This window comes from Neolewinella agarilytica, from assembly GCF_900110645.1.
Lineage (GTDB): Bacteria > Bacteroidota > Bacteroidia > Chitinophagales > Saprospiraceae > Neolewinella > Neolewinella agarilytica.
The window spans coordinates 138,131-164,258 of record NZ_FOFB01000001.1 but is presented as its reverse complement, the minus strand read 5'-3'; the positions used below and the strand labels follow the sequence as shown (position 1 = coordinate 164,258).

General features: G+C 51.7%; 15 protein-coding genes. 4 read left to right on the top strand and 11 right to left on the bottom strand.

Going from position 1 to position 26,128, the window contains the following annotated elements:
- Positions 1-146 precede the first annotated feature (146 nt).
- A complete protein-coding gene (locus BM123_RS00590; protein WP_090164863.1) occupies positions 147-1,103 on the top strand; it encodes a T9SS type A sorting domain-containing protein in 957 nt (318 codons plus the stop codon).
- 134 nt (positions 1,104-1,237) lie between these two features.
- Here BM123_RS00590 and BM123_RS00585 read toward each other — a convergent pair whose 3' ends face one another.
- The 6 genes from BM123_RS00585 to BM123_RS00560 form a co-directional block, all read right to left on the bottom strand.
- Positions 1,238-3,736 (bottom strand): TonB-dependent receptor family protein, encoded by a 2,499-nt coding sequence (locus tag BM123_RS00585; RefSeq protein ID WP_090165180.1) that lies wholly within the window; start codon positions 3,734-3,736, stop codon positions 1,238-1,240.
- Positions 3,737-3,761: 25 nt separating this feature from the next.
- Positions 3,762-5,198 (bottom strand): HTTM domain-containing protein, encoded by a 1,437-nt coding sequence (locus BM123_RS00580; protein ID WP_090164862.1) that lies wholly within the window; start codon positions 5,196-5,198, stop codon positions 3,762-3,764.
- 55 nt (positions 5,199-5,253) lie between these two features.
- Positions 5,254-6,309: an imelysin family protein gene (locus BM123_RS00575; RefSeq protein WP_090164861.1), complete on the bottom strand. Its 1,056-nt coding sequence runs from the start codon at positions 6,307-6,309 to the stop codon at positions 5,254-5,256.
- Between the two features lie 34 nt (positions 6,310-6,343).
- Complete coding sequence (locus BM123_RS00570) at positions 6,344-7,558, bottom strand: DUF4856 domain-containing protein (protein WP_090164860.1); 1,215 nt, start codon at positions 7,556-7,558, stop codon at positions 6,344-6,346.
- A gap of 178 nt (positions 7,559-7,736) precedes the next feature.
- Positions 7,737-8,219 (bottom strand): YkgJ family cysteine cluster protein, encoded by a 483-nt coding sequence (locus tag BM123_RS00565; protein ID WP_090164859.1) that lies wholly within the window; start codon positions 8,217-8,219, stop codon positions 7,737-7,739.
- Between the two features lie 42 nt (positions 8,220-8,261).
- Positions 8,262-9,074: a queuosine precursor transporter gene (locus tag BM123_RS00560; protein ID WP_245748367.1), complete on the bottom strand. Its 813-nt coding sequence runs from the start codon at positions 9,072-9,074 to the stop codon at positions 8,262-8,264.
- Between the two features lie 160 nt (positions 9,075-9,234).
- Between BM123_RS00560 and BM123_RS00555 the strand changes: the two genes are divergently transcribed.
- A complete protein-coding gene (locus BM123_RS00555; RefSeq protein ID WP_139211705.1) occupies positions 9,235-10,131 on the top strand; it encodes a hypothetical protein in 897 nt (298 codons plus the stop codon).
- 42 nt (positions 10,132-10,173) lie between these two features.
- On the opposite strand, the gene BM123_RS00550 is transcribed toward BM123_RS00555, so the two are convergent.
- From BM123_RS00550 to BM123_RS00530, 4 genes are all read right to left on the bottom strand, one after another.
- On the bottom strand, positions 10,174-11,070 hold the full coding sequence (locus BM123_RS00550; protein ID WP_090164857.1) for an aminotransferase class IV: 897 nt from the start codon (positions 11,068-11,070) through the stop codon (positions 10,174-10,176).
- 13 nt (positions 11,071-11,083) lie between these two features.
- The gene (locus BM123_RS00545) at positions 11,084-11,809 is read right to left on the bottom strand and encodes a sulfotransferase-like domain-containing protein (protein ID WP_245748366.1); all 726 of its coding nucleotides are present in this window, start codon (positions 11,807-11,809) and stop codon (positions 11,084-11,086) included.
- A 399-nt stretch (positions 11,810-12,208) separates the two neighbouring features.
- Positions 12,209-13,447, bottom strand: coding sequence for a cytochrome-c peroxidase (locus BM123_RS00535; RefSeq protein WP_090164855.1), 1,239 nt, complete (start codon positions 13,445-13,447; stop codon positions 12,209-12,211).
- 208 nt (positions 13,448-13,655) lie between these two features.
- Entirely contained in the window at positions 13,656-14,543 is an 888-nt protein-coding gene (locus BM123_RS00530; protein ID WP_090164854.1) for a CPBP family intramembrane glutamic endopeptidase, read from the bottom strand.
- Between the two features lie 338 nt (positions 14,544-14,881).
- On the opposite strand from BM123_RS00530, the gene BM123_RS00525 reads away from it, so the two are divergent.
- Entirely contained in the window at positions 14,882-23,257 is an 8,376-nt protein-coding gene (locus BM123_RS00525) for a gliding motility-associated C-terminal domain-containing protein (protein ID WP_175489202.1), read from the top strand.
- Between the two features lie 173 nt (positions 23,258-23,430).
- Positions 23,431-25,380 carry a glycosyltransferase family 2 protein gene (locus BM123_RS00520; protein WP_090164852.1) on the top strand — a complete coding sequence of 650 codons (1,950 nt, stop codon included), beginning with the start codon at positions 23,431-23,433 and terminating at the stop codon, positions 25,378-25,380.
- Here BM123_RS00520 and gldF read toward each other — a convergent pair whose 3' ends face one another.
- Entirely contained in the window at positions 25,381-26,112 is a 732-nt protein-coding gene (gene gldF, locus BM123_RS00515) for a gliding motility-associated ABC transporter permease subunit GldF (protein WP_090164851.1), read from the bottom strand.
- Positions 26,113-26,128: the final 16 nt, after the last annotated feature.

Sequence of the window (26,128 nt, the reverse complement as noted above, 5' to 3'; positions counted from 1 at the left end):
TACTTAGTATGGTGAAGACCGGGATGTTTTAATTGGTAAACGGTATGTTTTAATTAGGAAACGGTGTCATTTTGTGACTTATCGGTGCGTTGGGCGTCGGAAAGAGTGAATTGTAATTTTTTAATCGCAAACTCAATTTTTCTCCCATGAAGCGAATTTTACCTCTCCTCTTAGTGTTTCTTCTGGGTGGACTTCCGACGCTTGTTGCACAAAATCCCATTGAGGTGGTCTCTAGTGAGGGCTACACCGTGAGTATTTTGTTGACCCCCGTTGGTGTTCAGGTAAACAACCCCTGTCCGGATGGCTATAACTACGATATAGTCTTTGATTATGACATTTCCTTCACTGGGACAAATATTCCCTCCGGCGGCTTGTACACCCTCCAGGGTAACCTTGGTTGCGGCGTGAGTAACCTGTTCCTTCCCCTGGAAAACGGAGGTGGCACGGGTCAGGCAACGACTACCGGAAATGCCTTTCAATCAGATTGTGGCGTACCAGCCACGGTTGATGATTTACTCTGTGAAGAGCTTATCCTGGAGATCAACGGTCCCGGTATCCCCAGCCAGCAAATTGATGCTTCATCCCTTCTTCCCGTTGAGTTCATCTCTTTTGTTGCCCGTAACGTAGGTAAGGCAGTTCAGCTTGACTGGGCTACCGCCACGGAGACCGGCAGCGACTACTTCGAGATACAACGTGCCCGGAACGACGGAGATTGGCAGCCCCTTGACCGGGTGTACAGTGCCGGAGACAGTAATGAGCCACAGGTTTATTCTTTCCTCGATGAGGAGGCTGTTACCGGAGATGTTTACTACCGCCTCAAGCAGGTAGATCTGGACGGAAGCTTTATGTTCTCTCCCGTGGTATCCACCAGCTTCAACACGATCTCTGGCTTTGAGGTATTCCCTAACCCGGCAACAGATTGGGTCTCCGTAACTTCTGCTACAAAGGTTGAGCTATTAGACCTTACCGGTCGGGTGGTGCTGTCCAGTGCTAACGCCCTGCGCGCCGGAGATAATCAGGTGAGCTTCAATGTTTCCGAACTCCCGGCAGGCATTTACCTACTCCGTAGTGAATCAGATACAAAGCGGCTAATCGTCCGCTAAAGAGCGTCTTATATTATTTAATTGTCGTTGATGGTCAGCTTCTGGTACTCCGGATATTTACATTCGGTAGAAATCAGGAGCTGGCTACTTTTTTTGCCTGCCAGCCTTTTTTCTGCTTGCAGGGCCTTTTAACCTTAAAGCGCTACGCCCACCGTCAGATAAAGCGCCCGTGGCGCAGAAGGGATAATCCCCGGCCCGGGATAGCCAGTAGCGCGGCGGGTGAAGTACACCTCATCCAGCAGGTTAGTGATACCCGTTTCAAGGCTCAGCTTCTTCCACCGGTAGGAAAGGGAAAGATCCATGATACCGTAGGCGGGGATGCTGCCTACGATACCAGACTGATTGTCCGCCCGATCCTGCGGGGCGTTACTGGCGTCAGTAAACTGCTCGGAGAGATAGCTGTACTGCAAGGAACCCAGTAAATTTCCGTAGCCAAAACGCAGGCCGGTTTTCAGGTTGAGCAGCGGGATGAACTCTACCTCATTACCTTCCACTCCGGCGATCTCGGAGGAGGTGTAAGTCGAACGGGTAATGCTCGTGTTTGCAAACAGGGACAAAGTGTAGGGCCGCCCTCCGGCCGTCTTGTTATCCAGGGCTTTCCACTCCAACAGAGATTCCAGACCGTAAATAAAGGCTGCTCCGATGTTTCCCCGTTGGCGAATGATGCGACCGGTCCGGACTTCCGTTCCGTCCGCCCTGATGCTTACTTCGGGAATGAGCACTTCGCCCAGGCGGTCATTGTACCGAAGGCCGAAGAGATTGGCCGTATAACTGACTTGGCCCAGGGTCCCTCTCAGACCAGCATCCGCCGTATACCCGTTTTCGTCTCTGATGTCAGGGTCTACGCTGAAGGATGGATTGACGGTCCGGATGTCATTGAACGTTACCGAGCGGTAATTCTGGCTGATGTTGGCGAAGAACTCCAGTTGCTCAGATGAACGGTAACTCAGTCCAAGGCCCAAAAGGAAGATATTGCGCTCAAAGGTCCGGTTGTCAGGCAGCTCTTCATCCCGGATCGGGTTTCCCGCCAGGTCAAAATCTATCCTTCGGAAGGTGCCGCTACTCTCCGTCCGGATGTACTCAAAGCGGGCGCCAGGGGTGAAACTCAGCTTGTCGTTGAGGTAGAATATATGCTCTCCGAACAAAGCCAGGTTCCGGTTGGGGAAGATGAACGAAGATTGATTGGGGTAGTTCGGAAACTCGCGGCCGGCGAGGGAGAAATCGGCATCTGCGCCGTTAGTGCCAGGACCCTGAAAAGCGGTATTGTCGGCTTTGTAATACTTCGCGCCGAGCAGGAAAACGGCGTTGCGTTCACCAATTTGGTAGCGGTGTAAAACCCGGCCTTCGGCTCCCCAGTTATTGAATTCGCCCACGATGAGGTCGCGCGGAGCGGAGAGGTCATCGACCTGGCTGACGCGGTTGGTTCGGAAACCGACCGCCCGGCGGGCGGCGTCGAGACCGAAGATATTCAGGGAAATGTTGGTGCGATCGCTGAGCCTGTGTTCCCAGCGAAGGTTGAAGAGCTGCCAGTCTACTTCAAACCAGTTGCGCGTCCGGTTACTTTGGCGCGGATCGGTGTAGAACTGTGCGTCCGTCAGGCCGCCAGCCTGTTGTGCCAGATAATCGAGGTAGGTGTATTCCAGGCTGATGCGGCTGTTTTCGGCCACTTCGTAATCCAGATGCAGGTAGGCATTTCTGCTGTTGAAACCGGAGTTAGGCCGGAAGCCATCTCCCCGTTTGTAATTGAAGTAGCCGTAATAGCCCACTTTGCCCACCGTTCCGCTCAGGGAATTGAAACTGGTGAACAGGGCGTTAGAACCGATCGTCTGCCGGCTGGTAAAAGACAGCTTTTTTCTGGGGTCCGGCTCGCGAAAGATGAAGTTGACCAGTCCGCCAAACTGCGTGCCGTATTGCAGACTGGCCGCACCGCGCACGACCTGCACTTCCGTCAGGGCTTCCGCCGGAGGGCTGTAGTAGCTTTCCGGATAGCCCAGCACATCGGCACTAATGTCATAGCCGTTCTGTCGGGTGTTAAAACTGGCCGATCGATTGGGGTCGAGCCCTCGTCCACCGATGCTGAGTTGCAGCCCGGCATCGTCTGATTCGTAAATGTTCAGGCCGGACACCTGCCCGTAAATCTGGCGGGCAAGGTTAGTCGCCTTGTTGGCCGTCAGGGCTTCGAGACGGACGACTTCGGTCTTTTTGCCGGCGTAGATGGCCGTCCCTTCCACGGCTCTCAGGCGAGTCATGGCGGCCCGTTTTTCTGTTTCGGCGATGACGGTGACGGCCGTCAGATCCTGTTGTAGCGGACGCAGGAAAATTGTTTGTTCAACGATGGGGGCATTCAGGCTGACTACTTCCTGCCGGCTGTTGAAGCCAATGGCCAGAATAGTCAGCGTAAGGGTAGGGGACTCACTGCTGATACTGAGGGTGCCCTTGCGGTTACTTTCATACACCTGACCGGTCTCTTCAGCGAAGACCTCCACCGCGGCCAGCGGGGCCTTACTTTCCTGATTAACTAAACTGAGCTTCAGGACATTCTGGGCGCTGACGCAGGTGCAGAGGAGGGTTAGTATGATAGTCAGGTAGTAATGATAGTAGGGTAGTAGGCGAAGCCTGGTGCCTATTATCATACTATCACTACTATCATACTTATTATCACAGTCCATAAATCGAATCTTCAAAAGGCATCAGCCACTCCGTCCGCGGAGTGGAAAAGGTGATGGTAGTGAGGTCAAGGTCGGGGCGAACGTAGACCTGACTTCCCCTGCCGTTAAGAGCAACGTAACTCTCTACGTACACTTCTGGTTGGCGACCCGAAGCATTCTTTTTCTCTCTGGCGAGGAAATGTGCAAATTCCAGGATGAAATCTGGCTGGGTGCTCATCTGTTTTTCCTGAAAGGTCGTGAGGTAGTCTCCCGGGTTGATGACCCGGCTTTTCCCCGTGTCGGGGTCTACGAGCCGGAAGTTGGTGTAGCCGGCCTTTTCCATCAGCATAACCCGCCAGCTGAAGCGATAGCCTTCTTCCGTCCAGAACAGCTCGCCGGAATGCAGGAGGTAGCGCCAGGGCAGTAGCAGGTGAAGCACAATGATCGTTGCGACGATGTAAGGCGGTAGGGCACTCTGCTTTTTAACCTTCCCTTGCACCTGCGTTTGCGCCCCCTGCTGAGCTTGCCGAAGTGCCGAAATATTTTCCTCGGTAGTTGAACGGCTACCGGGCCAGATTGATCTGACGGTCAGGCTTACCCAATCCAGGAAACGCTCATGTACCGCCGGTGCAAAAAAGATCGTTGCGCTGACGATCATCACGTAGGGAAACATCCCGATCGGAAACAGCACCCGGGTCAAAAGGTGGAAAACGACGACGAGGATAAAGGCAAAAATCCGCGTTGGTCGCCACAAAAGCAGGAAGGGTATCAGTAAATCGTAAGCGGCACCCGACCAGGAAAAAGCATATTGAACCCATCGCTGCTGCAAGAGATCGCCCAATAGGGGGATGCTGTATTTAGCCGGTAACCAGATGGCGAGCGGCTGGGCGTGCAGCAGCCAGTCGGAGTTAAGTTTCGCCAGGCCGGCGTAGAAATAGACAACCCCGACCAATACTTTGAGCGCTGTTATCGTCCAGCCCGGGACACCTTGTCCCTTTTGCCAACCTGTATCCGCGGAGTAAGCACTGGCCGCTGGCAACCAGATTAGCGTGAAGGCCAGGATACTGACGAAGTAGTAGTGGTTGAGGTAGGTCGTCTTGTCCATCAATTCCACATAGGTGAAACTGAGGAAAAACGCTATGCTGGCCAGTCGGAAACGCCAGCCGATCATCATCAGGAAGGCAGAAAGAGCAATGATGCCAAAGAGGAGGTAGGTCCAGTCACCCAGCGGTTTTACCCATTCAAAATAGCGGTAACTGAAAAAGTATTCAGGCTCGAGGTAGAGCTTTTCAATCCATCCATTCCACCAAAACCTGATGACACTAAGGAGCATCATGAGGCCAAAGCCAATCCGGAATGTTGCCAGTGGTGCGGCGGAAACGGTGTCATTACCGGAGAGAAAGACAGACGAAAGCCCCGATTGACCTGGCGGTAATTTATCGTTCATAGCATCGCCATTTTAAAACCATTCAATGGGGCTTTCCGTCTTTCATATTGTCTACTCAATCTCCGTCAGCATCCACGTAATCCACGTTGATGCTTAGTGCTTGCAGCATGTCAACTTTTAGAAAAACCACCTGCTTTTGTAGTTCGTCGTAAAGCTGTAACATGGCTGTATTGTCATTTTCCACCTGGGTGGAAAAGTTGTCGTTTAATGAGTTCGCAGCTGCTTTGATGGCAGCGAATTGATCATTGATCTGTTGACTCAGCAGTTCGCCACTCCGCTCTACGCCAAGGGCGTCGAGGTAGTCATTCAGGCCGTTGTTAAAGAACTGTTCGCTACCGTTGAGTCCGGCTAAGAACAGGGCTTTTGACTGGCCCGCATACAGGCTCTCTGCCCGGTCGGCCAGCGGGTCATCGCTGAACACACCGGCGGGAATACCCACTTTGCCTGCCCGCAGGAACTTCTCGAAGTAGAAAATGTAGTCGTTAACCGTCCGGTCGATGCTGGCCGTGGCACTGTTTCCGTCGTTTTGAATGTAAGCATCACGGTTAACGGCCAGGTCATCCCGGACGATCCGGGTAAGGCTGACCATACGGCTGGTGAGTTGCTTCAGATAGCTGCGGTAGGCAGGGCTGTTATTCAGTGCATCCTCTGAAAGGCTAAAAAGCAGGTAGTCCAGTGCCGGTAAACCCTGAGCAGCCGCCTGGGATGGTAACTCCAGGTTTATACCATTTAGGTTAGCAAGGTTTTCTTCGATTAGCGACACGTCAGTGGGGTAGGTATTGAGTTGTCCGCGAAGACGAATCTCTTCAGCTTTCCCAAGGGAGAAGGGGCTGGCACGTTGCCAACTCAGGTAGGCTGACTCAAATCTGCTTTCCAGCTGTGCCCTGGAGATCGAATTGGGGTTTTCCTCATAAACCTGTGCGGCCAGATCAAGACTGATTAGCGCAGCTTCAAGCGCTTCATAGGCGGGGGCGATCAAATTGTCCGCCCAATTCGCCAGCATCGCCTGCCGATCAAAGGCTACCGGTTCCGGGCCGTCATCATCCCCGTTATTAGTGGTGCAGGCACTAATAAAGAGCAAGAGAAGGAAAGCAAGAGAGGTAATACGCATCGTGAAGGTATTTCTATGAACCCTGAAGAGTGGTTTAGTTAGCAGCCGCTTCCAGGTTGATGAAGAATACGGAGGCAATATCTTCCGCAAGGGTGGCTAGTTCGTCAGCCTCAAGTCCCCAAAAGCCGTTATCGTCAGCGTTACGGAGAGCCGCGAGGCTGTTGTCCGAGAAGGTGGTGTAATCCACTAACTGGCCATCCACCTGCAGGCGAATGAAACGAAGAGAATACACGAAACCGTAAGCCTCACTCAGGTCGTGAAAAGCTGCCTGCGGCATAAGTGGTGTTGCCCGCAGTTGGGCTTCAGCTTGTTTGAGGTAGTAGATGGACCGGATAACGAGTACGTCGGTCAGGATTTCTTTAATGCGATTGGCCCGTGCGTCACGCTCTGCGTATTCGCCCACTACAATGGCGGCGCGTCCTAAACGGAAGTCAGACTCGAGGTTTGCAGCAATGCCCGTAAAGTCGGGGTCATCCTCTACCCGGCTGAGGTATTTGTTCAGGAAGTTATCCGCTTCGCCAAGATCGTCGAGCGGTTGAGCGGGGTTGGCGGAGAGGCCAAAGATGTAGCCAAAAGCTTCGTCCCATTTATGCTCCATGTTGGTGTAAGACTCGCCTTCTACCGTAATGCCCATGTCGTTGTCGTCCTGATTGGTGCCTTCGTCCAGTACGGCCGTACTCAGGTAGTTGTTCACGGCCTGATCGTACATTAATCCGCCGATGAGCGCTTTGCTGAAAGCCTGGTTGTATTCCAGACCCCATTCATTGACGTAGCGAACGCTACCTCCATCAGCTACCTGTCCGGCCTGGCCACGTGCAGCCAGTTCATTTTCGTTGGGGAATACTTCATTTACCTGCCCGCTAATCCAGGCATCAAAGTCTGCCTTAATGGCGGCGGCAGCGGTTGCATTGGTAAAGAAGAGGTCACGGCTGGCAGCAACTTTAGAGCTGATGGATTTGGTGGCCTCGTTGAGTGCAGGGTCACTAAACGGATCTACTCCTTCAGGGTTTTGGTACATATTGAAGAGGTCTTCTTCACTCTTGGAAAAATCAAGAAGAGCTGCGGATAATTCCTGCGCCATACCAAGGCGTTCAGTCTGGCCACTAAAGCTAACGGTGGATGTACCATTCCGCTCAAAGGCGTAAGTGTCGGGTACTACGAAAGACGGCGTCATGATATCATCGTCATCACAGCCAGTAGCAGCAAGAACCAGAAAAAGAGCAAGAAAGGAGTAAATAGAAAGCTTCATTCGGCGGGTTATTTTTATCTGTAATAAATCTTAATAGTGCAAAGGTAACGTCAGCCGAATGTGCTGTGCAAGGTTTTTGGAACTTATTTTGAATGATTCTTGATAAGGGTTTATTGGTGAGGTTTTAACCGGATTTGCATAATGCATCTTCCGTACGAGCTCACGTCGACCAGACGTTCTATTCTGCCCCTCTCATCCTGCGCATGACCTTACTGACGGCCGGGCAAACAAGCGTGTTCCGTAGCGTAAGCGGCAAGATCTGGATCATGTTTTTCCGGTCTGTGTGGGGGTATTCACGGCAGGCTTTGGGCCTGGCCTCGTAGACCGAGCAATAGTTGTCCGGGCCCAAAAAGGGGCAGGGGGAACTGTTCAGTACGTAGTCACCGTCTTCATCGAGGTGTAAGTACTCATTGACTAAATCTGCTGGTCTTACGCTAAGGTGCTTGCTCAGGCGGTCAATGTCAACGTCCCTAAATATGGGACTGGTCGTTTTACAGCAGTTGGCACACTGCAGGCAGTCTACCTCGGTGAAGACCTCATCATGCAGTTGGTGGAATTGCTGGTCCAGGTCTTTTGGCGGCCGGGCTTTCACCCGGCTGAGAAATTTCTTGTTGACCTTGTGCTCCTGGCGGGCACGTTCGATTTCTTTGGGCAGATTCATTGCGGCAAAGATACTTGCTGTCGTTGGCTGGTCGCTGAGGTTTCAGGCGGTTCCCGCTGAGGCTTTCATCTCATCTGCCAACTCCTTGCCGAGATACCGGTCAATAAGATGATGCATTCCATAGATGACCGGGGTAAGCCCTACCGCCATGATGAATTTGAAGGTGTACTGCACCGTAGCCACTGCCAGCAGACGAGACCATGGCCAGGGATCAGCGATGCCGCCAAACAGCTCCGGGCCAAGCTTGAAGGCTACCAGCAGCACGACAAAGCTGTCCACCAGCTGGCTGACGATCGTGGAGCCGGTTGCCCGCAGCCACAGCCATTTTTCGCCGGTTGACCGCCGGATTCGCTGAAACACAAGCACGTCCGTCAGCTGTGCCAGGAGGAAAGCCATCAGGGAGCCGACAATGATGAATAAGCCCTGACCGAAAGTAACGGCAAAAGCAGCCTGGCTGTCAGCAATGTTCCGGTCAACGGACTGTACAACCCACCAATCAGCCGGGGCAAGTTCAATGGCGAAATAAATCATCACAAAGGCATAGGAGATCAGGCCCGCTGCCAGGTAACTTAAAAACCGAACACCCCGCTGGCCGTAGTATTCGTTGAGCAGGTCGGTCATGACAAAAACGACCGGCCATAACAGCACTCCGGCAGAAAACTGCAGGGCACCGCTTTCACCGAATAGGTTGAAGTTCCAGGGTGCGATGCCTAAAGTATCTTCCAGCGCAAAGATTTTTACCCCAATCAATTCTGCCACCAGGGCGTTAGCGACAAAAAAGCCGGCCAATACGATAAATAATCGGCTGGGGCGGTAAGAAATGACGTTTTGGGGTGTTGCTTCTTTGTCGTTCAAATCAATCTGTCTGAAAGCAGTTTTTAAAAATGCAGTATGTAGAGCGCTCACAAGTTAAGAGAGATTTTGAAACTTGTAGACCAACGTGGAATGCCTATCTTGACGTCTGATAATTCAATAAGGTTTATTAACCTACCTTCTTTCACTCTACCCCGTTTTCATGCGCCATATCGTTTTGTTCGCCTTATTAGCTTTTAGTGTAGGCCTTTCTGCTCAGTCCTTCAAGTCCAGAATTCATTACAAAGTGAATATGGGAGACAGTAGTCAATTACATCAACTCATATTACTGGATTATACCAAGCTTCTGGGCACTGCCGTGGAGGTAGAGAAGGACTCCATTTATTTTCTGGTGAGAGGAACTAATGAACCGACAGCCATTCCTCTCAGGGAGTTACGATTCTTAGGGGTCTTCAACAGTGTTGAAAGCCGCCCGTATCGGGACACCAGAGGGGTACCCGGCTTTTCGGATCTTACCTATGAACGCACGGCACTTCCCCATCATTCAAAGGGGCAAATACGGGTAATTAATCTCTTATACTCGGTAGCCGAGTGGAACCTAAATAAAAACCTTCGCCTGGGAGTCGGATTGGCGGGACCATTAGGGATAATGACCACACAGAAATATCGTTTTAGCATAACTCCGGATCTCCACCTGGGAGTTAGTAGTCAAATACTGTTCCTTCCCCTGATTGAACGTTTTCCAAATAACGGACCGGTGGTTCTTGGTGATGTTTCGGCGATGCTGACCGTTGGAAACGATCGTCGGTTTGCTAATTTCGGTACGGGTATTCTCTTCAACAATGACGACCCCGGGTCCCCTATCTGGGGCCACCGGTTTGGTATTGGCGGGCGGATCAGCCCGCGCTGGCATGTGTATTCGGAGATGCTGATGACGCTCAATGACGAGTTCAGCGAATTGAGCCTTTTCCCATCCATCAACGCCAGCTTAGGGGCGAAGAAACATCGCTGGCACTTTGGTATTTTCACGGTCTTCTTTGATGAAGACAACTTCTTTCCACCGCCGCTGCCCTACGTTGGTTATTCCTACTACTGGTAGAAAAAGCAGTGGGCGCAGCACGCAGGTGCAAAGGAAGTTTTTTCAGGCAATGGGCGTCCCCTTTGTAGCCGTTAACTCCCGGAAGAGTTGCTTCAGCCGGTCAAGTACGGAGCCTTCGGATTTGTTGACAATGTCCCGCCCATCAATACTGGCCACTTTGGTGAGTTCTCCCATTGTACCGGTTGTGAACACCTCATCAGCGGTGTAAAACTCGGTAAGTGATAAGCGCTTTTCCTGGCAGGGAATATCATTGTCTTTGCAAATATCCAGGATGGTCTGCCGGGTAATGCCCGGCAGGCAATAGTCTGCATGGGGAGTGTAGACGACGCCCCGGCGAATAGAGAAAACATTGACGCCATTGGCTTCCGAGATATACCCGTCTTTATCGAGCATCAGACCTGCATCAGCGCCGGCGTTATTGGCTTCGATCTTTGCCAGAATATTATTGATCAGATTATTGTGATGGATTTTGCTGTCAATACTCATCGGGCTGTTACGCCGGGTAGAGCTGGTGGCCAGGGTGATGGTTTCCGGATAAACGGGAGGTTTGTGCTCCGCAACCACTATCAGGGTGCAGCCCTGCTGGTTCAGGCGGGGGTCCATACCAGATGTTATCTTCCTGCCCCGGCTGAGAGTCAACCTGATGTGTACACCGTCTGTCATCTTATTAGCCTTCAGTGTGGTGAAGATGGCCTGGCGAACTTCTTCTCTGCTCGGCACGCCGGCAAAGAGCATCGCATGAGCGGAGTCAAATAACCGATCCAGGTGAGCCTCCAAAGAGAATACCCGGCCTTTATATACCCGAATTCCTTCCCAGACTGCATCTCCACCCTGAACGGCACTGTCAAAAACACTGATTCCGGCTTTATCCCGATGAATCATTTCTCCGTCAATGTAGATGAGCAGGTCCTTATTGTCAGGGTTAAATTGCTGAAGCATAGTGATTGTACATTTAGAAGGCTTGCGCCAACATTTCTTGATAAAGTGGTTCGCAGCTCCGGGCGATGGTTTCCAGTGCGGGCGTTAATGAATATTCTTTTGGTACGAAGGGCTGGAAGCCGGTGCTTTTATGGACATTGGCGTACCAGTATTTGGCCCACACACCATCTTCCACTCTGGCCCCTGCGGGCCAGCTCAACATAGATTCGTTGAACTGTATCCCCAGGTTAGCGCATAAGCGACTCAATACGCCTCTGGGGTCCTCTAGCAGTTTCCGGGCGTCGAGAACAGCAACCCCCCGCCCGCTTGCCCGAAGGGACTGGAAGAGCTCGTATTGCTGGGGGAGTCCGATGTCCTCCGCAGTTACTTCATCAACAACCTTGCTGAAGGAGGCAAGAATCGCCCGTGGGTTTCTGATGAGTAATACATTGTGCATCTCTCCGATAAAAGCCCGGTCAAGCTCAATGAGATGATGGGTCATCTGTTTGAATATGACGATCGGTTTTTCGAAATCTGCCGTCAGCATTGATCTGACTACCTCCGTTCCGTCATTTGGCTGGCTGGCTAGTATTTCTTCTTTGCCGGGATGTTTGGCCTCCGTTCGCTGATGGATAAGGTAATGGGCATAAAGCGGTTCATCTACCACCCGGATATCGGGGTGGTTGGCCAGACTGTACATCAAAGCAGTGCTGATGTTTCGCGGAGAAGACCAGAGATTAATCCTTTGGGTGGTAGCCATTGATGGAGCTTAGTGCAATTTTCCTGATGAAGGAAACCCGCTGGCTTCCGAGGGGCCAAAGTAGGTTTAACCCAACAAATTTTACTCCTCAATTTCTGTTTTTTGCTCAAAACGTCAGGATGCCTTCACTTCGGCCCTCCTCCACAAACTTTCAAATGAACCCGTTTAAAAGAAAAACATGGCTCATCCCGGAGTTTGGGCAGCCTTTTCTGTGTTTTCTCGGATGGAACCTGGTTCGGTCGGTATAAAAAAGCGATCAGCGGACAGCATTCAGAGCCGTTTTGCCTGAATGCTGTCCGCTGATCGCTAAAAATCCTATTTTTTGCCAGAAAACACCGTCATCTAATCCGAAAATTAGGGATGACTCATGTTTCTTGTTTTTGGTTTTCTCAGAGGAATTTATTCTCTGAAAGGATTGGAGAATCGTTCTGCCTGTAGCACCTCATTGTCTGTTGTCATCTCCAGGAAAGCCACCAGCGCATCCTTTTGGGCTTCGGTAAAGTTCATACGGATGGCGCGGTTATTGGTGCCTCGTAGCAGAGGGTGCAGGTTACGGTGATCCTGAATGCCTTCGCTGTAGTGATCAATAACTTCCCGAAGGGTTTCGAAGCGGCCGTCGTGCATGTATGGTCCGGTAAGGGCAACATTGCGTAGGAAGGGGACTTTGAACAGTCCATTTTGCCACACTTCGCCGCTGATGGAACCAACGCCTTTGTCTTCGTAGTTCATATCAAGCCCGTTGTTGGCTACGGGGAAAATGGGTTCCGTTAGGTTAGAACTGTGACAGGAGGCACAATTGGCGTTAAACAGTTCCCGGCCTTCAATTTCCAGTTCAGAGAATAAACCCGAAGATTCAACGCGGTGGCTGTTCTCCGCATCTACTAATTCATCAAAGCGGGTATTCATGGAAGAGATAGAACTGGTAAACTTCTCCAGCGCCAGGGTGATCCGGTCGGGGGTAAGGTCCGTCGTGCCGAAGGCTTTCATCGTCAGGATCTTGTACATCTCCTGATTACGGAGGTCTGCCGAGAGTTCGTGCAGTTCACGGCCCATTTCAATTTCATCCTGGATGGTGGCTTCGCTTTGTTCTTTCACGGTAGCAGCCCGTTCGTCCCAGAAGAACTTGACCCGGCCTTCAACTGCAACACTCTCGCTGTCCCCGGAGCGCCCATAACCACTGATTGAGGGGGCGAAAGTAGGCACTGAACCCAGGGCGATGGAGTTGCGCTTGGTAACGGCACCATTAATGCCATCAGAAAATGCCTTGCCATCGGCGAAGGCCTTGTCTTGTTCGTGACAGGTAGCACAGCTGGTTTCTCCGGTAGCGGAAAGCTGGGTATCGTAAAAGAGCACCCGGCCTAACAAAGCCTTACGGGTATCCGAAGCACTTTGGGTAATGTGATTAATACCCGACCTGCGGCCGATGTGGTCCGGAACGGAGGTTGAAGGGATTTGAATGGTTTGCGCAATGTTAAGCGTTTCATTGAGCTTGCCGAATTCCTGTCCGTTAAAGGACATTTCCTGGGGTGAGCTGAATCCATTGCCTGCAGGAGTCTCAGTTGTAACCTTTTCTTCCAAACATCCCGTGAGGGTGAAAAGAGAAAGTGTAAGGGCTAAAAGGGGAAGAAGTGATCTCATACCGATGATATTTACCCTAAAAGTAAGACGAATGTCATGGAATTGCCACGCAAGTGTCAGTTAAGGGTCAGTTAAAAGACGAAGGAAAGTCTTTAACCGTTTGCTGCTGGCCCAACTTTAACGTTTCGGGCACCGATGGAAAGAGGCTCTGCTCGGGGGGGCTTCACTGCTTTTTAAGCTTTCATTGCACCTGCGGTAGCGCCGCCCCTTATGCGGTCTCCTGCCTGGCTTCAGCTCTTCCATACAGTTGTTCTGCTTTCCAGCCAATGTACAGAATGGCGACCAGGCTGGCCAGCGCCAGCCACCATGGCGGCACGATCTCCATCTCCGTGTCCGGGGTGAAACCTCCGCTGAAATAGGCGACCATAACCTGCATACCATTGAACAGAAAGTGTAAAACAATGGGGACCCAGATGGAACGAGACCAATGGTAAGCATAGCCCAGAGTTGCGCCCAGAAGCAGCCGTGGCAGAAAGCCCGCAAATTCAAAATGCATAAAACTAAAGGCAAAAGCCGCTAGCCAAATGGCCAGGTGATGATTGCCAAGCAGTGGGGCTAATACCCGGCGTTGCAGCAAACCACGCAGTAACAATTCTTCCCCTATCGCAGGAGTAACCGCTGCAGTCAGTAGAGCAAGAAATAGCTCCGGAACACTTTCCATGGTGAGAATACTGTGCAAGAACTGATTGGTTTGCTCCTCACTGCGAACCGCCCAATCGGGGAGTGGTGCCTGTAAGTTGATCCAGGCCAGCCAGGCTACTAAAGGAAGCGACAGTAAAAAAACAGAAACCCCGAAAGGAACGGACTTGTCATTAGCCTTCAGCGTAAAGCCCGCGGCACTTGCCCACCTTTTGCGATAAACCCACCAAAAGGATAGCAGGGCGGATACAGAAAAAGTTAGCAGGTTATTCCCTAATAAAGCCAGTCGAAACCATTGCCTTTCGGGTAAATCCAGGGTTGAATAAGGAGAAAAGCCGAGTAAACTGATAATTGCGGCGGACAGACCACTACCGGCAAATAATAAGAGGATGAAGAAAAAAATAGCTGTTAAAAAGAGCCGTAGAGGTAAGGCAGAATTGACGTTTGTTTGCTTCATATTAAGTTTTGGTTGGCTAAATGTAAATGATTGGCGTATTTTGCGGACGATTTGTCGGGTTAAGTTCTACTTCGCCCGTTTTTATTTTACTCGTGACTTATCCCTTTGCTTACTATTCAACTCAGGTCCTAACCACCTTTTTACCAACCTTTTCGATTGGCTTAAGCTATCAACAAAGTTCGTTGAAAATCTTCACCTAATTTACACTGCCCTACAACGTCACAACGGAACCTGTGGTAGAGTATGTATTGGTGTTTGACGTCCCTCCACCGGCTAAATGAATGAAGTTTTCTACCTACTTAACGTTTGCATTTTTATTGGCTATCCTTCCTTTGACCTTGTTCGCACAAGCTCCGGCGAATGATATTTGTGAGTTGGCGGTAGCGATGCCGCCTTTTGCCAGATTACAAACCTGTCCGGCAGATGATGGAGTCTCCTTTTCTTCTTCCATTTCAGGGACAAACATAGATGCTGGACCTACTGCACCTTTTCCCAGCAGTCCGAACTGTACGAATGATGCTTCTCCGGACGTTTACTTCCGGTTTCAAGCCAGTGGTGCGATCAATGACATAACGGTTACGACTAACGACATGAATAGTTTGCAAATTTTCGGATTTGTAGGGGACGATTGTAATAACATTCAGTTCAGGGCTTGTGGTGAAGGGCGAACAGCGACTATGCGTATAATCGCTCAGCCCGGTCAAAGAGTCTTCATTTTAGTGGCTGGTGCTCCTGGTGACTTAGCGGACCAGGGAACCTTTGACATTGAGGTGGAAAGCTCCAGTAACTGTTCCGCTTGCGCACGTGATGATAATGGTGAAGTAACCATAAACCCTAGAAATGCTTCAGCTACTTATGCTTGTGGTTCGACGGCTGAAATTTGTTTCACCCTTTACGAATGGTCAGGTAACGACGCTGGCTCAGTAGAATGGATTCATGCTATGGTGCCTACTTTAGGACCTGGTTGGGATTTAACCACCATTACACCTACTGTTATACCTGGTAGCTGTAGTGGTTCCGGTAGTTGGGGCTGGTACCCCGCTGGTTGGACGGGGTGTTTTTCTGGCGATTCGTTCGACCGAGGGTTTGCTTATGAAACTACGGCTGGTCAAGGAGATTGTACTGATGCGTCGAATACTGGGCCAGGCAATAATTATGGTGATGGTGGTGCAGGATGTACGGCCATCCCCGCTCCGCTCACCTGGTGTTTTACTGTCGATGTTAAAGATTGTCCGCCAGGCTCTAACACCTTCACCGGAGAAGACTTGACCGTAAGTGTTCAGGTTCTCAGTGATGCTTTCTCTGGTTCCTGGAACCAACAAGTGTGTGGTACGCCAACGTTTGAAACTATTGCTAGTGTTATCGTCTGTGACGATTTAGAGCCTATCGCAATGCCTACAGCCGAGGATTGCCCCGGTGCCGAAAACGGTTTCTTTGACATTCAGGCGAACGGAGGCCTGACCCCGGGGCTGCTGTACAATTTCACGGTTCGTGACGAAACGTCAACGGCGGTATTCGTTTGTAATGGCTGCCCTTCTCCGGTTCAAACAAGAGATCTGCCTCCGGGAGACTATACGATTGAGGCCATCGGAATTATCTCCGGCTGCCCACAGGTAACTACCGGTACCATCGACCCCGGTGACCCCGTAGACGTAACCGCTGAACACTCCGATGTCTGCCCCGACGGCGGAGCTATCGAGCTTATCGGATCAACGACTACACCGGGGACCGTTATTGATTATAACTGGACAGGCCCCGGTGGTTTTACCGCAAACGGAGCAAGTGCCTTCACTGCTGACCCTGCGGTAGAAGGAACCTATACGCTGACTATCACCGTCGACGGTTGTGATAGTGATCCAACCGATGTAGAGGTGGAGTACTTAGTATTTGATCCACAGGCCAATGCAGTAAACGATAACCTCTGTTTTGGGGATGACCTGGAAATGGAAGTTACCGACGGAGGGACAGACTTCGAGTGGTATGACCCCGACGGAAATATTATCGGGAGTAACAGCGCCACCATCACCACGACTGCCGGTGGTCCTGGCGGTATTCAGACTTACTCCGTCAACATCTCTGATGCCAACTGTTCCGTTACCCGTACGGTAGACGTCTTCGTTGCCGACGAGATTACCGGCATGATTATTATGAACCCTAACGGAGAAGTCTGCGAAGGAGAAGATATTGAATTTTCGATACGACAGGCGGACGGTTCCTTTTTTCCTTCAGGATGGACCTTTGACTGGAACAACGGTGATGGGACGGGAACTACCTATACGCTTACCGCTGCTGAAAACCTTGGTTACCCGCCAGGGCCTTATACTATGGAAGTAGTGGTTACCAATCCCTCAATGTGTTCCGCTACGGTCGCCGAACCTTTCCGGGTGCTTGAAGGGCCAGAGGTGTCCATTAGTCCTGATGCTCCTACCATTTGTGCTGATGGCATGGTTACGCTAATGACAACGGTTTCCGGAGGCACTGAACCCTATACTTATCTTTGGGGGCCGGACAATGTTGTAACCTCCTCTACACTCACGGTAGACGTGAACTCGACTACCACGGAGGCCATTTATGTGGAAGTCACCGACGCCAATGGCTGTACAGCTTTCTCCAATTTTGCGGATGTTACCATTCTGCCGGCATTGGTGAGCGTCAACTTCGGTACCTGTGTCTCTGATTCTCCTTCCGAGATTACCTTTTCCTGGAATGATGTGGGCCAGGACCGCTTTGAAGTATACCTGACGGAGGGAGTAAACCCTGAGACAACTATTTCTACGACTTACACTGATTTGAGCTACACAGCAACCGGTATTACCCCCGGGACTAATGTAACCATTCGGGTCGTTCCCATTGCCGTTAACAATGGCGTGACTTGCGCCGGCCCCGAGCAGTCAACAACTTGTTCGACGCAGTCCTGCGATAACCCTGGCTGGCAATTCACCGCCATTGAGCCGGTTTGTCTGACTACCGACGGGCAGGCCTTCGACTTTACGATCAACACCTCTCTCACTGGTAATGTGCTACTGAACAGTACTGATCTCAGCCTGACGGACGTAAGCACCGGCCCTGGTGGCGTTACTGCTGTCAGCCTTCCAGCTCTTGCCGCTGGTACTACTGCGGGAACCTATACGGTAACGGCATCTTTTGCGCTTCCGGACGGATCCTGTCCGTTTGATACCATCCTGAATATTCCGGTAGTGACTCCGGCCAATCCGGAAATAAGTACGCCAATGGCTAGTATTTGTGCCGCACAAGCCGACGTAGACTTTACGATGGCAAATGTCGCAGACCCGAATACCAGCTATGCCATTAGTATCGATAACCCGGCTGGCACAACGATCCTTCAGGAAGATCCCGCCAATCAACTCTACGAAATCAGGTTTACGGAGTTCCGGACCTACCAAATTACCCTGACGGCAACGACCATGGGGAATGTTAACTGCTCAGACAGCTTTACCATTCCCTTTACCCTGGTCCGCCCACCGGCAAGGCCAACCCTGACTTGTGAAGGCACCGGGCTCGATTCCGTAGCCATCGGCTGGACGGACGTCGGAGCGGACAGCTATACCGTTGATCCAATTGATGTGCCTGCCGGAGGTGTGATCGAACGAACGACAACGGGCTTCATCGTCCGTAACCTCAACGCAGGGGATGCTGTAGAAATCGCCGTTACGGCAAATTCAGCAGGTTGCTCACCAGTAGTTTCTGATACAATCGTCTGTGTCGCTCAGTCTTGTGCCAACATCGTCCCGGTTATTACAACCCCGGTTGATACCTTCTGTTCCGATGGAACTGAAATGCTGGTAGATCTGACCGTTAACGTTCCTGCCGCAGGCACGGTAATGTGGTCTGGCCCGGGAGTTGACGCTACGCAAAACCAGTTTGACCCCGCCGCCGCAGGCGCGGGCGAACACATTATCACCGTTGTTTATACGGAAGGTACCTGTACCTATCCGGTATCCTTCCAGCTGGTTGTCGTGGATCCGCCTTTCGGAACGGTGGATATTGACGCTGATGATATTTGTCAGGATGGTACCGCTACCGTGAGTTTTACGGGAGGGAACCTGGATAATGTCAATTTTGAATGGATTTTACCCGCTGACGCTACGCTGGTCGCTGGTGATGTAAACGGGCCAGGACCACTGGACGTAAGCTTCTCTGGTACTGGCAGGCAGTTTGCTCAACTGCTCATTACCGGACCTTTCTGCGAAATCGATACTCTGCGGGACAGCATTATTGTAGCAGAACCGATCCCTCCCGTAACCATTGACTGTGCCAACGTGAGTTTTGATCAGGTAGGTTTTTCCTGGACGCACCCTACGGCGACCAACTTTACGGTTACGATTATTGATCAGCCCGCAGGAGCGATGATCACGCAAACCAATAATAGTCTACTGGCCACCGGGCTGGCCGAGGGAGAGTCTGTAACCATTGAAGTAACGGCCCTGGGCGTGAATGCTTGTGGGGATGCGGATGCCGCATCGGAAACCTGTACGGCCCAGAGTTGCCCGAACATAACCTTCAGCATTGATCCGGTAGCTTCTGTCTGTGAGGGCGAAGAGGTGGATATTCAACTCGCCACTACGGTCACCGGATCCGATGGATCAGGGACAGTCACTTTTGCTGACGGTGGAACCGGAATGTTTAACACCGCTGGTCGGGCCGCCGGCTCATACCGAATTGATGCAACCTTTAACGAAGGAGGTTGCGCCTTTCCGGCCTTCATCGATATTGTGATTGACCCTGTTCCCGTTGCGTCCTTTAGTTTGCCCACCGGACCGGTCTGTATTGATGAAGTAGTGAGCGCGGACGCAGGTGCAGAGGTGGCTGGAAACAGCTATGAATGGACCATCGCCGCGGCTGACGCCACGGTAGTCTCACCGTCCAACACCGTGCGTGAAGTGTCCTGGTCAACACCCGGGCGCAAGGGCATCAGCCTTGTTGTTACCAACGCCATGACGTGTGAAAGTGAGATTTTCACGGATAGTATCGATGTTATCGCCCCGCTTATGGCTCCCGCCATTGGTTGTGGTGTGAGTTCCCCAACGAGCGTTGAGTTTTCCTGGGCCATGGAAGCCGGAGTCGATAGTTTCCAGGTTTCCGTTGACGGAGGCGCACCTTTCTTCCAGGACAGCACCAACCTATTTGTTGGTGGACTGAGCCAGGGAGATGTGGTAACCATCACTGTCATCGCCATGGGAAGTGGTGTTTGTGGCAATAGCGAGCCCGCAACCCAACCTTGTGTAGCGGGTAGCTGCCCCACGATTACCGTAACTCCTCCTGCTGCTGAATCCTTCTGTCTGGGTGACCCCACTAATGATATCGTTCTTGCCGCCACTCAATCGGGAGCTGCCGGCACCGGAGCTTTTGTCTTCGCCGGGAATGGCGTTACGGAAAACGCCGGTGTTTATTCCTTCAATCCGGATGCCGCTGGCGCAGGTGTTCACACCATCACCGTTACCTACAACGAAGGGGTTTGTTCCGGCACGGCAACGTTCGACTGGACGGTTAACGAAGTCCCCACGAGTGACTTTACCCTTAACGGGCAGACGGCAACCATTACGGTTTGTGAAGGAGAATCTTTTACAGCGCTCTATACCGGAGGGCTCACGGCTGCTGATGGAGCAACATTCGGATGGGGCTTTGCCTCCGCTGCCGGAGGCCCTGACGGCAATTTTGAATCCTACAGCCTTTCCTACGATGATGCGGGAGAATACACCATCAGCCTGGTGGTAACGGCCAATGACTGTGTAAGCGATACCAGCAGACTGACGGTAACCGTTGAAGCTCCGTTAGCCGCACCGGTTGTGAGCTGCACCGGGGCTGATCTTAACTCCGTTACCTTCGGCTGGGATGCAGTTCCGGGAGCCGAGGGCTATCTCGTGAGCGATGGCACTATGCTTACGGCAACTGAACGCTCGCATGTCGTTACCGGGCTTGAGCCCGGAGAATCCGTATCCATCACCGTGATAGCGGTATCTACCGCTGCTTGCGGAAACAGCCCCGCGTCAGAGAGTGAAAGCTGTATGGCAGAAGAGTGTCCTACGCTGGCCATCGACCTTTCTGGATTGGTGGACGAAGTTTGCTTGCTCAATGGTGATGAAACCATTGACCTCACGACAGTTCTCGTTACCGGAGGCAGCGGGACGGGGGCAATGTATCAGTTCTCGGGGAACGGAGTTACCGGCACCACCTTCGACGCCGCTGCTGCGGGAGGAAGTGAAGCAGGAGTAGCTCATTCAATTACCGTCAACTATGTTGAAGCAGGACCATGTACCTTCTCCGGAGATTTTGATTTAACGGTGTTTGAACGTCCGGCGGCATTCATCACAGAAACTAATCCGGAATGTGTCGGTAGTGCCGTAAGTATCCTCATTGGTAGCACGAACTTTGTCTCTGATGATGATATTCAGGTCGATTGGGATGGTGGCATTGTGCAAGAAGATGATAACCCTGACGACAATAGTTACCTCGTCGTATGGGATACCCCAGGCACAAAAACCATCATCGCAACGGTAGTAAGCAATATTAGTGGCTGTGAAAGCCTGCCCGTAATGCGGGAGGTTATTATCGAATCTCCGCTGGCAATGCCAGTAGTAAGCTGCGGTCAACAAGAACTGGAATCCATTACCTTCCTCTGGGACGCAGTGCCAGGGGCAATGGGGTATCAGGTTACACTTAGTGACGAAACGGTTGCCATCATTGATACGGTGGGCTATACCGTGACCGGATTGAGCCCGGAAACGACCATGGGCATTTCCGTAGTTGCACTAAACTCCGGCCCCTGCGGAAACTCCGTTGCCGGAACCGTAATCTGTGAAACGCTTCCCTGCCCGGGAGGCAGTATTCAGGCTATCACCCAGGACCAGGACATGTGCCTCGATGGTGACGAACAAGCTATTACTCTGGAAGCTGCTCTCGACATGGGAACTCCGACGGGGCCTGTTGAATGGTCTGGAACCGGTGTCGTAGATATGGGCAATGGTATGTACACCTTTGATCCAACGGGGCTTTCTGCTGGAGATTATCAGCTCACGGTTAGCTACACTGGCGAAGCAAACTGTAATTCTTTCGACCAAATAACGGTCCGCTTATTCGATCTGCCTTCCGCGGCTTTCCGTGTCTCTGACAATGTCATTTGTGCCGGAAGTGAAACCCTGGTTTCTCTTGACGGTCCCACAATTGCCGGTGCTGATTATAGCTGGTCTTTCCCCGGAGCCAGTCCCGCTACGGCAACGGGAGCGCTGAGCAATTTCCCCGTCAGCTGGGCTGAGGACGGGCCGCATAACGTTCAGCTCGTGGTAACGAGCAATGGTTGTACTGATCGGATGGACCTGGTAGTAGAAGTATCCGCACCCGCCAATGCCGGTAATGCCGTCGGTGATGACTTACAGCTTTGTGCGGGCAACAGCGAAACCATTAACCTGAACACATTGATTGCCGGGCAGGATCCGGGCGGTGTTTGGGACTTTGCGCCAGGTGGCAACCCCTCCAATTCCGGACTGAATCTAAGTACCGGAATTTTCGACGCGGGTAGCTTACCTCCAGGAGATTACCGCTTCGCATATACCATTGACGGAACGACCTGCCCAACGGTTACCACCGAACTGGGGCTCTTGTTATTAGGAGCTCCGGTGGCTGACGCAGGCCCTGATCAACTCATTACCTGTACGATGGGAATGGTTAGCCTTAACGGAACGAACTCGGACTCCGGCGAAGGCTTTACCTACCGCTGGACGACTGATGACCCGAACATTACGATTATGGATCCGGATCAACCCATGATTGACGTTGGCCAGCCAGGTGTATATCAACTGGAAGTTACCAATGCTATCGGTTGTAGTTCCACCAACGATGTAATCGTTACGGCGGAAACAGAGGCCCCCGTAATGGAAGTAGAACTCAGCCAGATTACCTGCTTCCAGGCAGATGATGGTGCAATTCTTGTTACCAATGTTAATGGTGGCAGAGCGCCCTATACCTTCAGCCTGAATGGAGAGGAACGTGGTCAATCGACACTCTTTGCTGGTTTGGAACCTGCAGAATACGATCTGATGATTACGGATGCGAATGGTTGTTTCAGTAACATCCTGATTGACATGACGGAGCCCGACGAACTGTCTATCCGTCTTCGCTTCCCGGGGGATAGTACTGAAGTCAGCTACGGTGAGGAGATCTTTATTACTGCCTCAGTTAATGGTGGAAACGCTATTGACACTTTACTCTGGCAGCCTGACAGTATCAAAACCACCGAAGGAGGTTTATCTGGTATCGAGTTTACGGCTACGGAGACTCAGATGATCTCGGTAACCGTGGTAGATGAACTTGGATGTTCCGCGACTGACCGCGAAATGCTCCTGGTCCGTAAGGATCGTCCGATCTACTTCCCAACGGCCTTTAGCCCGAACGGAGACAACATCAACGATATATACTTCATCGGAGGTGATCTGGATGAGATTGACTTTATCGAAGACTTCTTCATCTATGACAGATGGGGAGAAGCTGTCTATACAGGAGGGCAGGTAGGCACTGCAGATCAGATTGCAACTCCGGGTGATGGTAGCCGGTTCCTGCCCAATGACCCTGACTTCGGCTGGGACGGAATGCTCAATGGCCGGCCGATGAATCCGCAGGTGCTGGTCTATACCGCAACCGTTCACTTCTCTGACGGAGAAGTAATTGTTTACAAAGGAGACTTTGTGTTGTTGCGCTAATGGCCCGCCAGGCTTTTAACCGCACTATGGCTTTTCCGTCAGGCTTATCCATAATGCTTTAGCGGTCAGCGGTCAACCTTCAGCGCCCTTGTGCCTGAATGTTGACCGCTGACCGCTTTTTCATGCAGCCTTCAATACCCAGGAACCAAAACACCAAGCTACCTTTGCTCTTAATGGAGCTTTCCGTTATCATCGTTAATTATAATGTCCGCTACTTCCTGGAGCAGGCCTTGCTAAGCGTAGAGCGTGCCATTGCCGGCGTGGAAGCAGAGGTGTGGGTCGTGGATAATAACTCTGCGGATAGTTCGGTAGAGATGGTCCGTGAGCGCTTTCCGTGGGTCCGGCTGATCGCTAATGAGGGAAATCCCGGCTTTTCCATCGCTAATAATCAGGCGATCAGGCAGTCAAGGGGTAAGTATGTTTTGCTCCTTAATCCGGATACGGTAGTAAAAGAAGATACCTTTAGCCGTTGCCTGCAGTTTATGGAAGCGCATGAGGATGCTGGCGGCCTTGGGGTGCGTATGATGGATGGTCAGGGGCGATTTCTGAAGGAAAGTAAACGCGGACTGCCAACGCCCTGGGTGGCCTTTTCTAAAGCCTTTGGTCTTTCCACTCTTTTCCCTCGTTCACGGCGATTCAATCATTACCATCTGGGGTACCTCAGCGAAGAAGAGGTACACGAGGTGGAAATTCTTGCTGGCGCCTTTATGCTAATGCGTCGTAAAGCACTGGACGAAGTTGGTTTGCTAGACGAAGACTTCTTTATGTACGGGGAGGACATCGATCTCTCTTACCGCCTCATTAAAGGAGGGTATAAGAATTACTACTTTCCGGAAACAAGTATCATTCACTACAAGGGGGAAAGCACAAAACGGGGAAGCCTGAATTACGTGCGGGTATTTTATCAGGCCATGATCATCTTCGCCCGGAAACACTTTTCCGGCTCTCAGGGCAAGCTCCTGGTGGCACTGATGCAGTTCGCCATTTACTTCAGAGCACTATTGACCGTCGTTTCTAACCTTTGGAGCAGGCTTAAATTTCCGCTGCTGGATGCTGCGGGCATATACGTTGGGCTGCGAATACTAAAGGTGCTCTGGGCGGAGTATCACTTTGGTGACCCCACCTACTTTTCGGAAAACATTAATTACCTCCATTTCCCGGCTTATACTCTGCTTTGGGTGGGGAGTATTTTTCTAAGTGGAGGCTACGACCACCCCTACGCACCGGGGAGGTTACTCCGGAGCCTCGGGACCGGGACGCTCATTCTATTCGCTGTGTACGGCCTGCTGCCAGAGGAGTTTCGCCCCAGCAGGGCCCTGCTCTTACTGGGAGCTGCCTGGGCAGCAGGCTGGACTTTGGGCCTCCGAATCATTGCTTATCTAGTCCGGTTTCGGCACCTGCGCTTCGGCGCCCAAAACGACCTTCGTCTTGTTATTGTGGGCAGTGAGTCGGAAATGGAACGCGCCCTGAGCTTGCTGCAAAGAGCGGGCGCGCAACGCAATCTGCTCGGTCGCATTGCTCCCGTTGATGATCCGGAGACCGTCGACGCGATCGGTAGTACGGATCGTCTGCCGGCCCTGATCGAGCTCTATCGGGCGGAAGAAATCATCTTCTGCTCCGCGGATCTTAGCAACGAAAATATTCAGGGATGGATGAGCCAGTTGGGCCCGGGCTGTCAGTATCGGATCCTCCCCGAAGCCAGTAGTAGCATAATTGGCAGCCACCGCTCTGATCAACGTGGGGTGCTGTATACCATTGACGTAAACCTCCGCATCGATGAGCCCGTCAACCGAAGGGGAAAGTGGCTTTTTGACAGAGGGCTTTCCTTGCTTTTACTTATCCTGTCACCCGTTTTGGTCTGGTTAGTGGAGCACAAAGGGGCTTTTTTGATAAATATCTTCCGGGTTCTTTTTGGTAGTAAACATTGGGTGAGCTACGCCGTGCAGGAGGCCCGTTCTAATCTTCCTGGCTTAAAAGCGGGGGTTGTAAGCCCCGCGACGGGATCCCGAATAACGGATTCGGAAACGCTGCAACATCTTAATTTTCTCTACGCCCGGGATTACTCCGTTGGGGAGGATTGGCGAATTGTGCTCAGCAATTTTCGGCATTTGGGCAGAAGCTGATTACCATTTCCGTCGTTCCAGGCTGAGTACCGTTAAGAGCAGAAAAAAGGCGGACAGGCTCAGGAAATAGACGACATCTCTGCTGTCAATAAGCCCACGACCCAGTGATCGGAAGTGGTGCTGCATGCCAAGAGACTGAATGAAACTTTCACCATTTAGGTAAAAGACCGGAAGGCTGGCCAGCAGGTCAAAACCAAAGTAGCACCAGAAGCTGAGCGCCAGGGCGATGAGGAAACTAACGATTTGATTGGAGGTCAGTGAACTGGCAAACAGGCCGATGGCCACGAATGCCATGGACAGGAATACCAGCCCCAGGTAGGAGCCAATTGTGCCGCCAGCATCGATGTTGCCCACCGGAGAACCGAGTTGGTAAATAGTGTAATAGTATAGAAGGGTGGGCAAAAGTGCAATGAGCACCAGGCTCAGGCAGGCAAGGAATTTGCCCATAATGATTTCTACGTCCCGCAGCGGACGGGTAACCAACAGCTCAATGGCACCAGTTTGTTTTTCTTCTGCAAAAGCCCGCATGCAGATGGCCGGAATGATGAAGGTAAGAACGTTAGGCGCCAGGGTGAAAAATGGTCCCAGACTGGCGTAGCCAAAGTTGAGCAAACTCGTATCGGGGAAGACAAACATGAACAGGCCCATCACCAGCAGAAACACGGCAATTACAATGTAACCAATAAGGCTGCTGAAAAAGGCATTGATTTCCTTACGGAAGATAGCGAGCATGAAAGGGAACTTAGAA

What these genes read in the sequence shown, in the direction of transcription:
- BM123_RS00545 (WP_245748366.1), bottom strand. Translation starts at nt 11,809, where the DNA reads ATGGCTACCACCCAAAGGATTAATCTCTGGTCTTCTCCGCGAAACATC.
- BM123_RS00565 (WP_090164859.1), bottom strand. Translation starts at nt 8,219, where the DNA reads ATGAATCTGCCCAAAGAAATCGAACGTGCCCGCCAGGAGCACAAGGTC.
- BM123_RS00520 (WP_090164852.1), top strand. Translation starts at nt 23,431, where the DNA reads ATGGAGCTTTCCGTTATCATCGTTAATTATAATGTCCGCTACTTCCTG.
- BM123_RS00590 (WP_090164863.1), top strand. Translation starts at nt 147, where the DNA reads ATGAAGCGAATTTTACCTCTCCTCTTAGTGTTTCTTCTGGGTGGACTT.
- BM123_RS00575 (WP_090164861.1), bottom strand. Translation starts at nt 6,309, where the DNA reads ATGCGTATTACCTCTCTTGCTTTCCTTCTCTTGCTCTTTATTAGTGCC.
- BM123_RS00570 (WP_090164860.1), bottom strand. Translation starts at nt 7,558, where the DNA reads ATGAAGCTTTCTATTTACTCCTTTCTTGCTCTTTTTCTGGTTCTTGCT.
- BM123_RS00585 (WP_090165180.1), bottom strand. Translation starts at nt 3,736, where the DNA reads ATGATAATAGGCACCAGGCTTCGCCTACTACCCTACTATCATTACTAC.
- BM123_RS00580 (WP_090164862.1), bottom strand. Translation starts at nt 5,198, where the DNA reads ATGAACGATAAATTACCGCCAGGTCAATCGGGGCTTTCGTCTGTCTTT.
- BM123_RS00530 (WP_090164854.1), bottom strand. Translation starts at nt 14,543, where the DNA reads ATGAAGCAAACAAACGTCAATTCTGCCTTACCTCTACGGCTCTTTTTA.
- BM123_RS00555 (WP_139211705.1), top strand. Translation starts at nt 9,235, where the DNA reads ATGCGCCATATCGTTTTGTTCGCCTTATTAGCTTTTAGTGTAGGCCTT.
- gldF (WP_090164851.1), bottom strand. Translation starts at nt 26,112, where the DNA reads ATGCTCGCTATCTTCCGTAAGGAAATCAATGCCTTTTTCAGCAGCCTT.
- BM123_RS00550 (WP_090164857.1), bottom strand. Translation starts at nt 11,070, where the DNA reads ATGCTTCAGCAATTTAACCCTGACAATAAGGACCTGCTCATCTACATT.
- BM123_RS00535 (WP_090164855.1), bottom strand. Translation starts at nt 13,447, where the DNA reads ATGAGATCACTTCTTCCCCTTTTAGCCCTTACACTTTCTCTTTTCACC.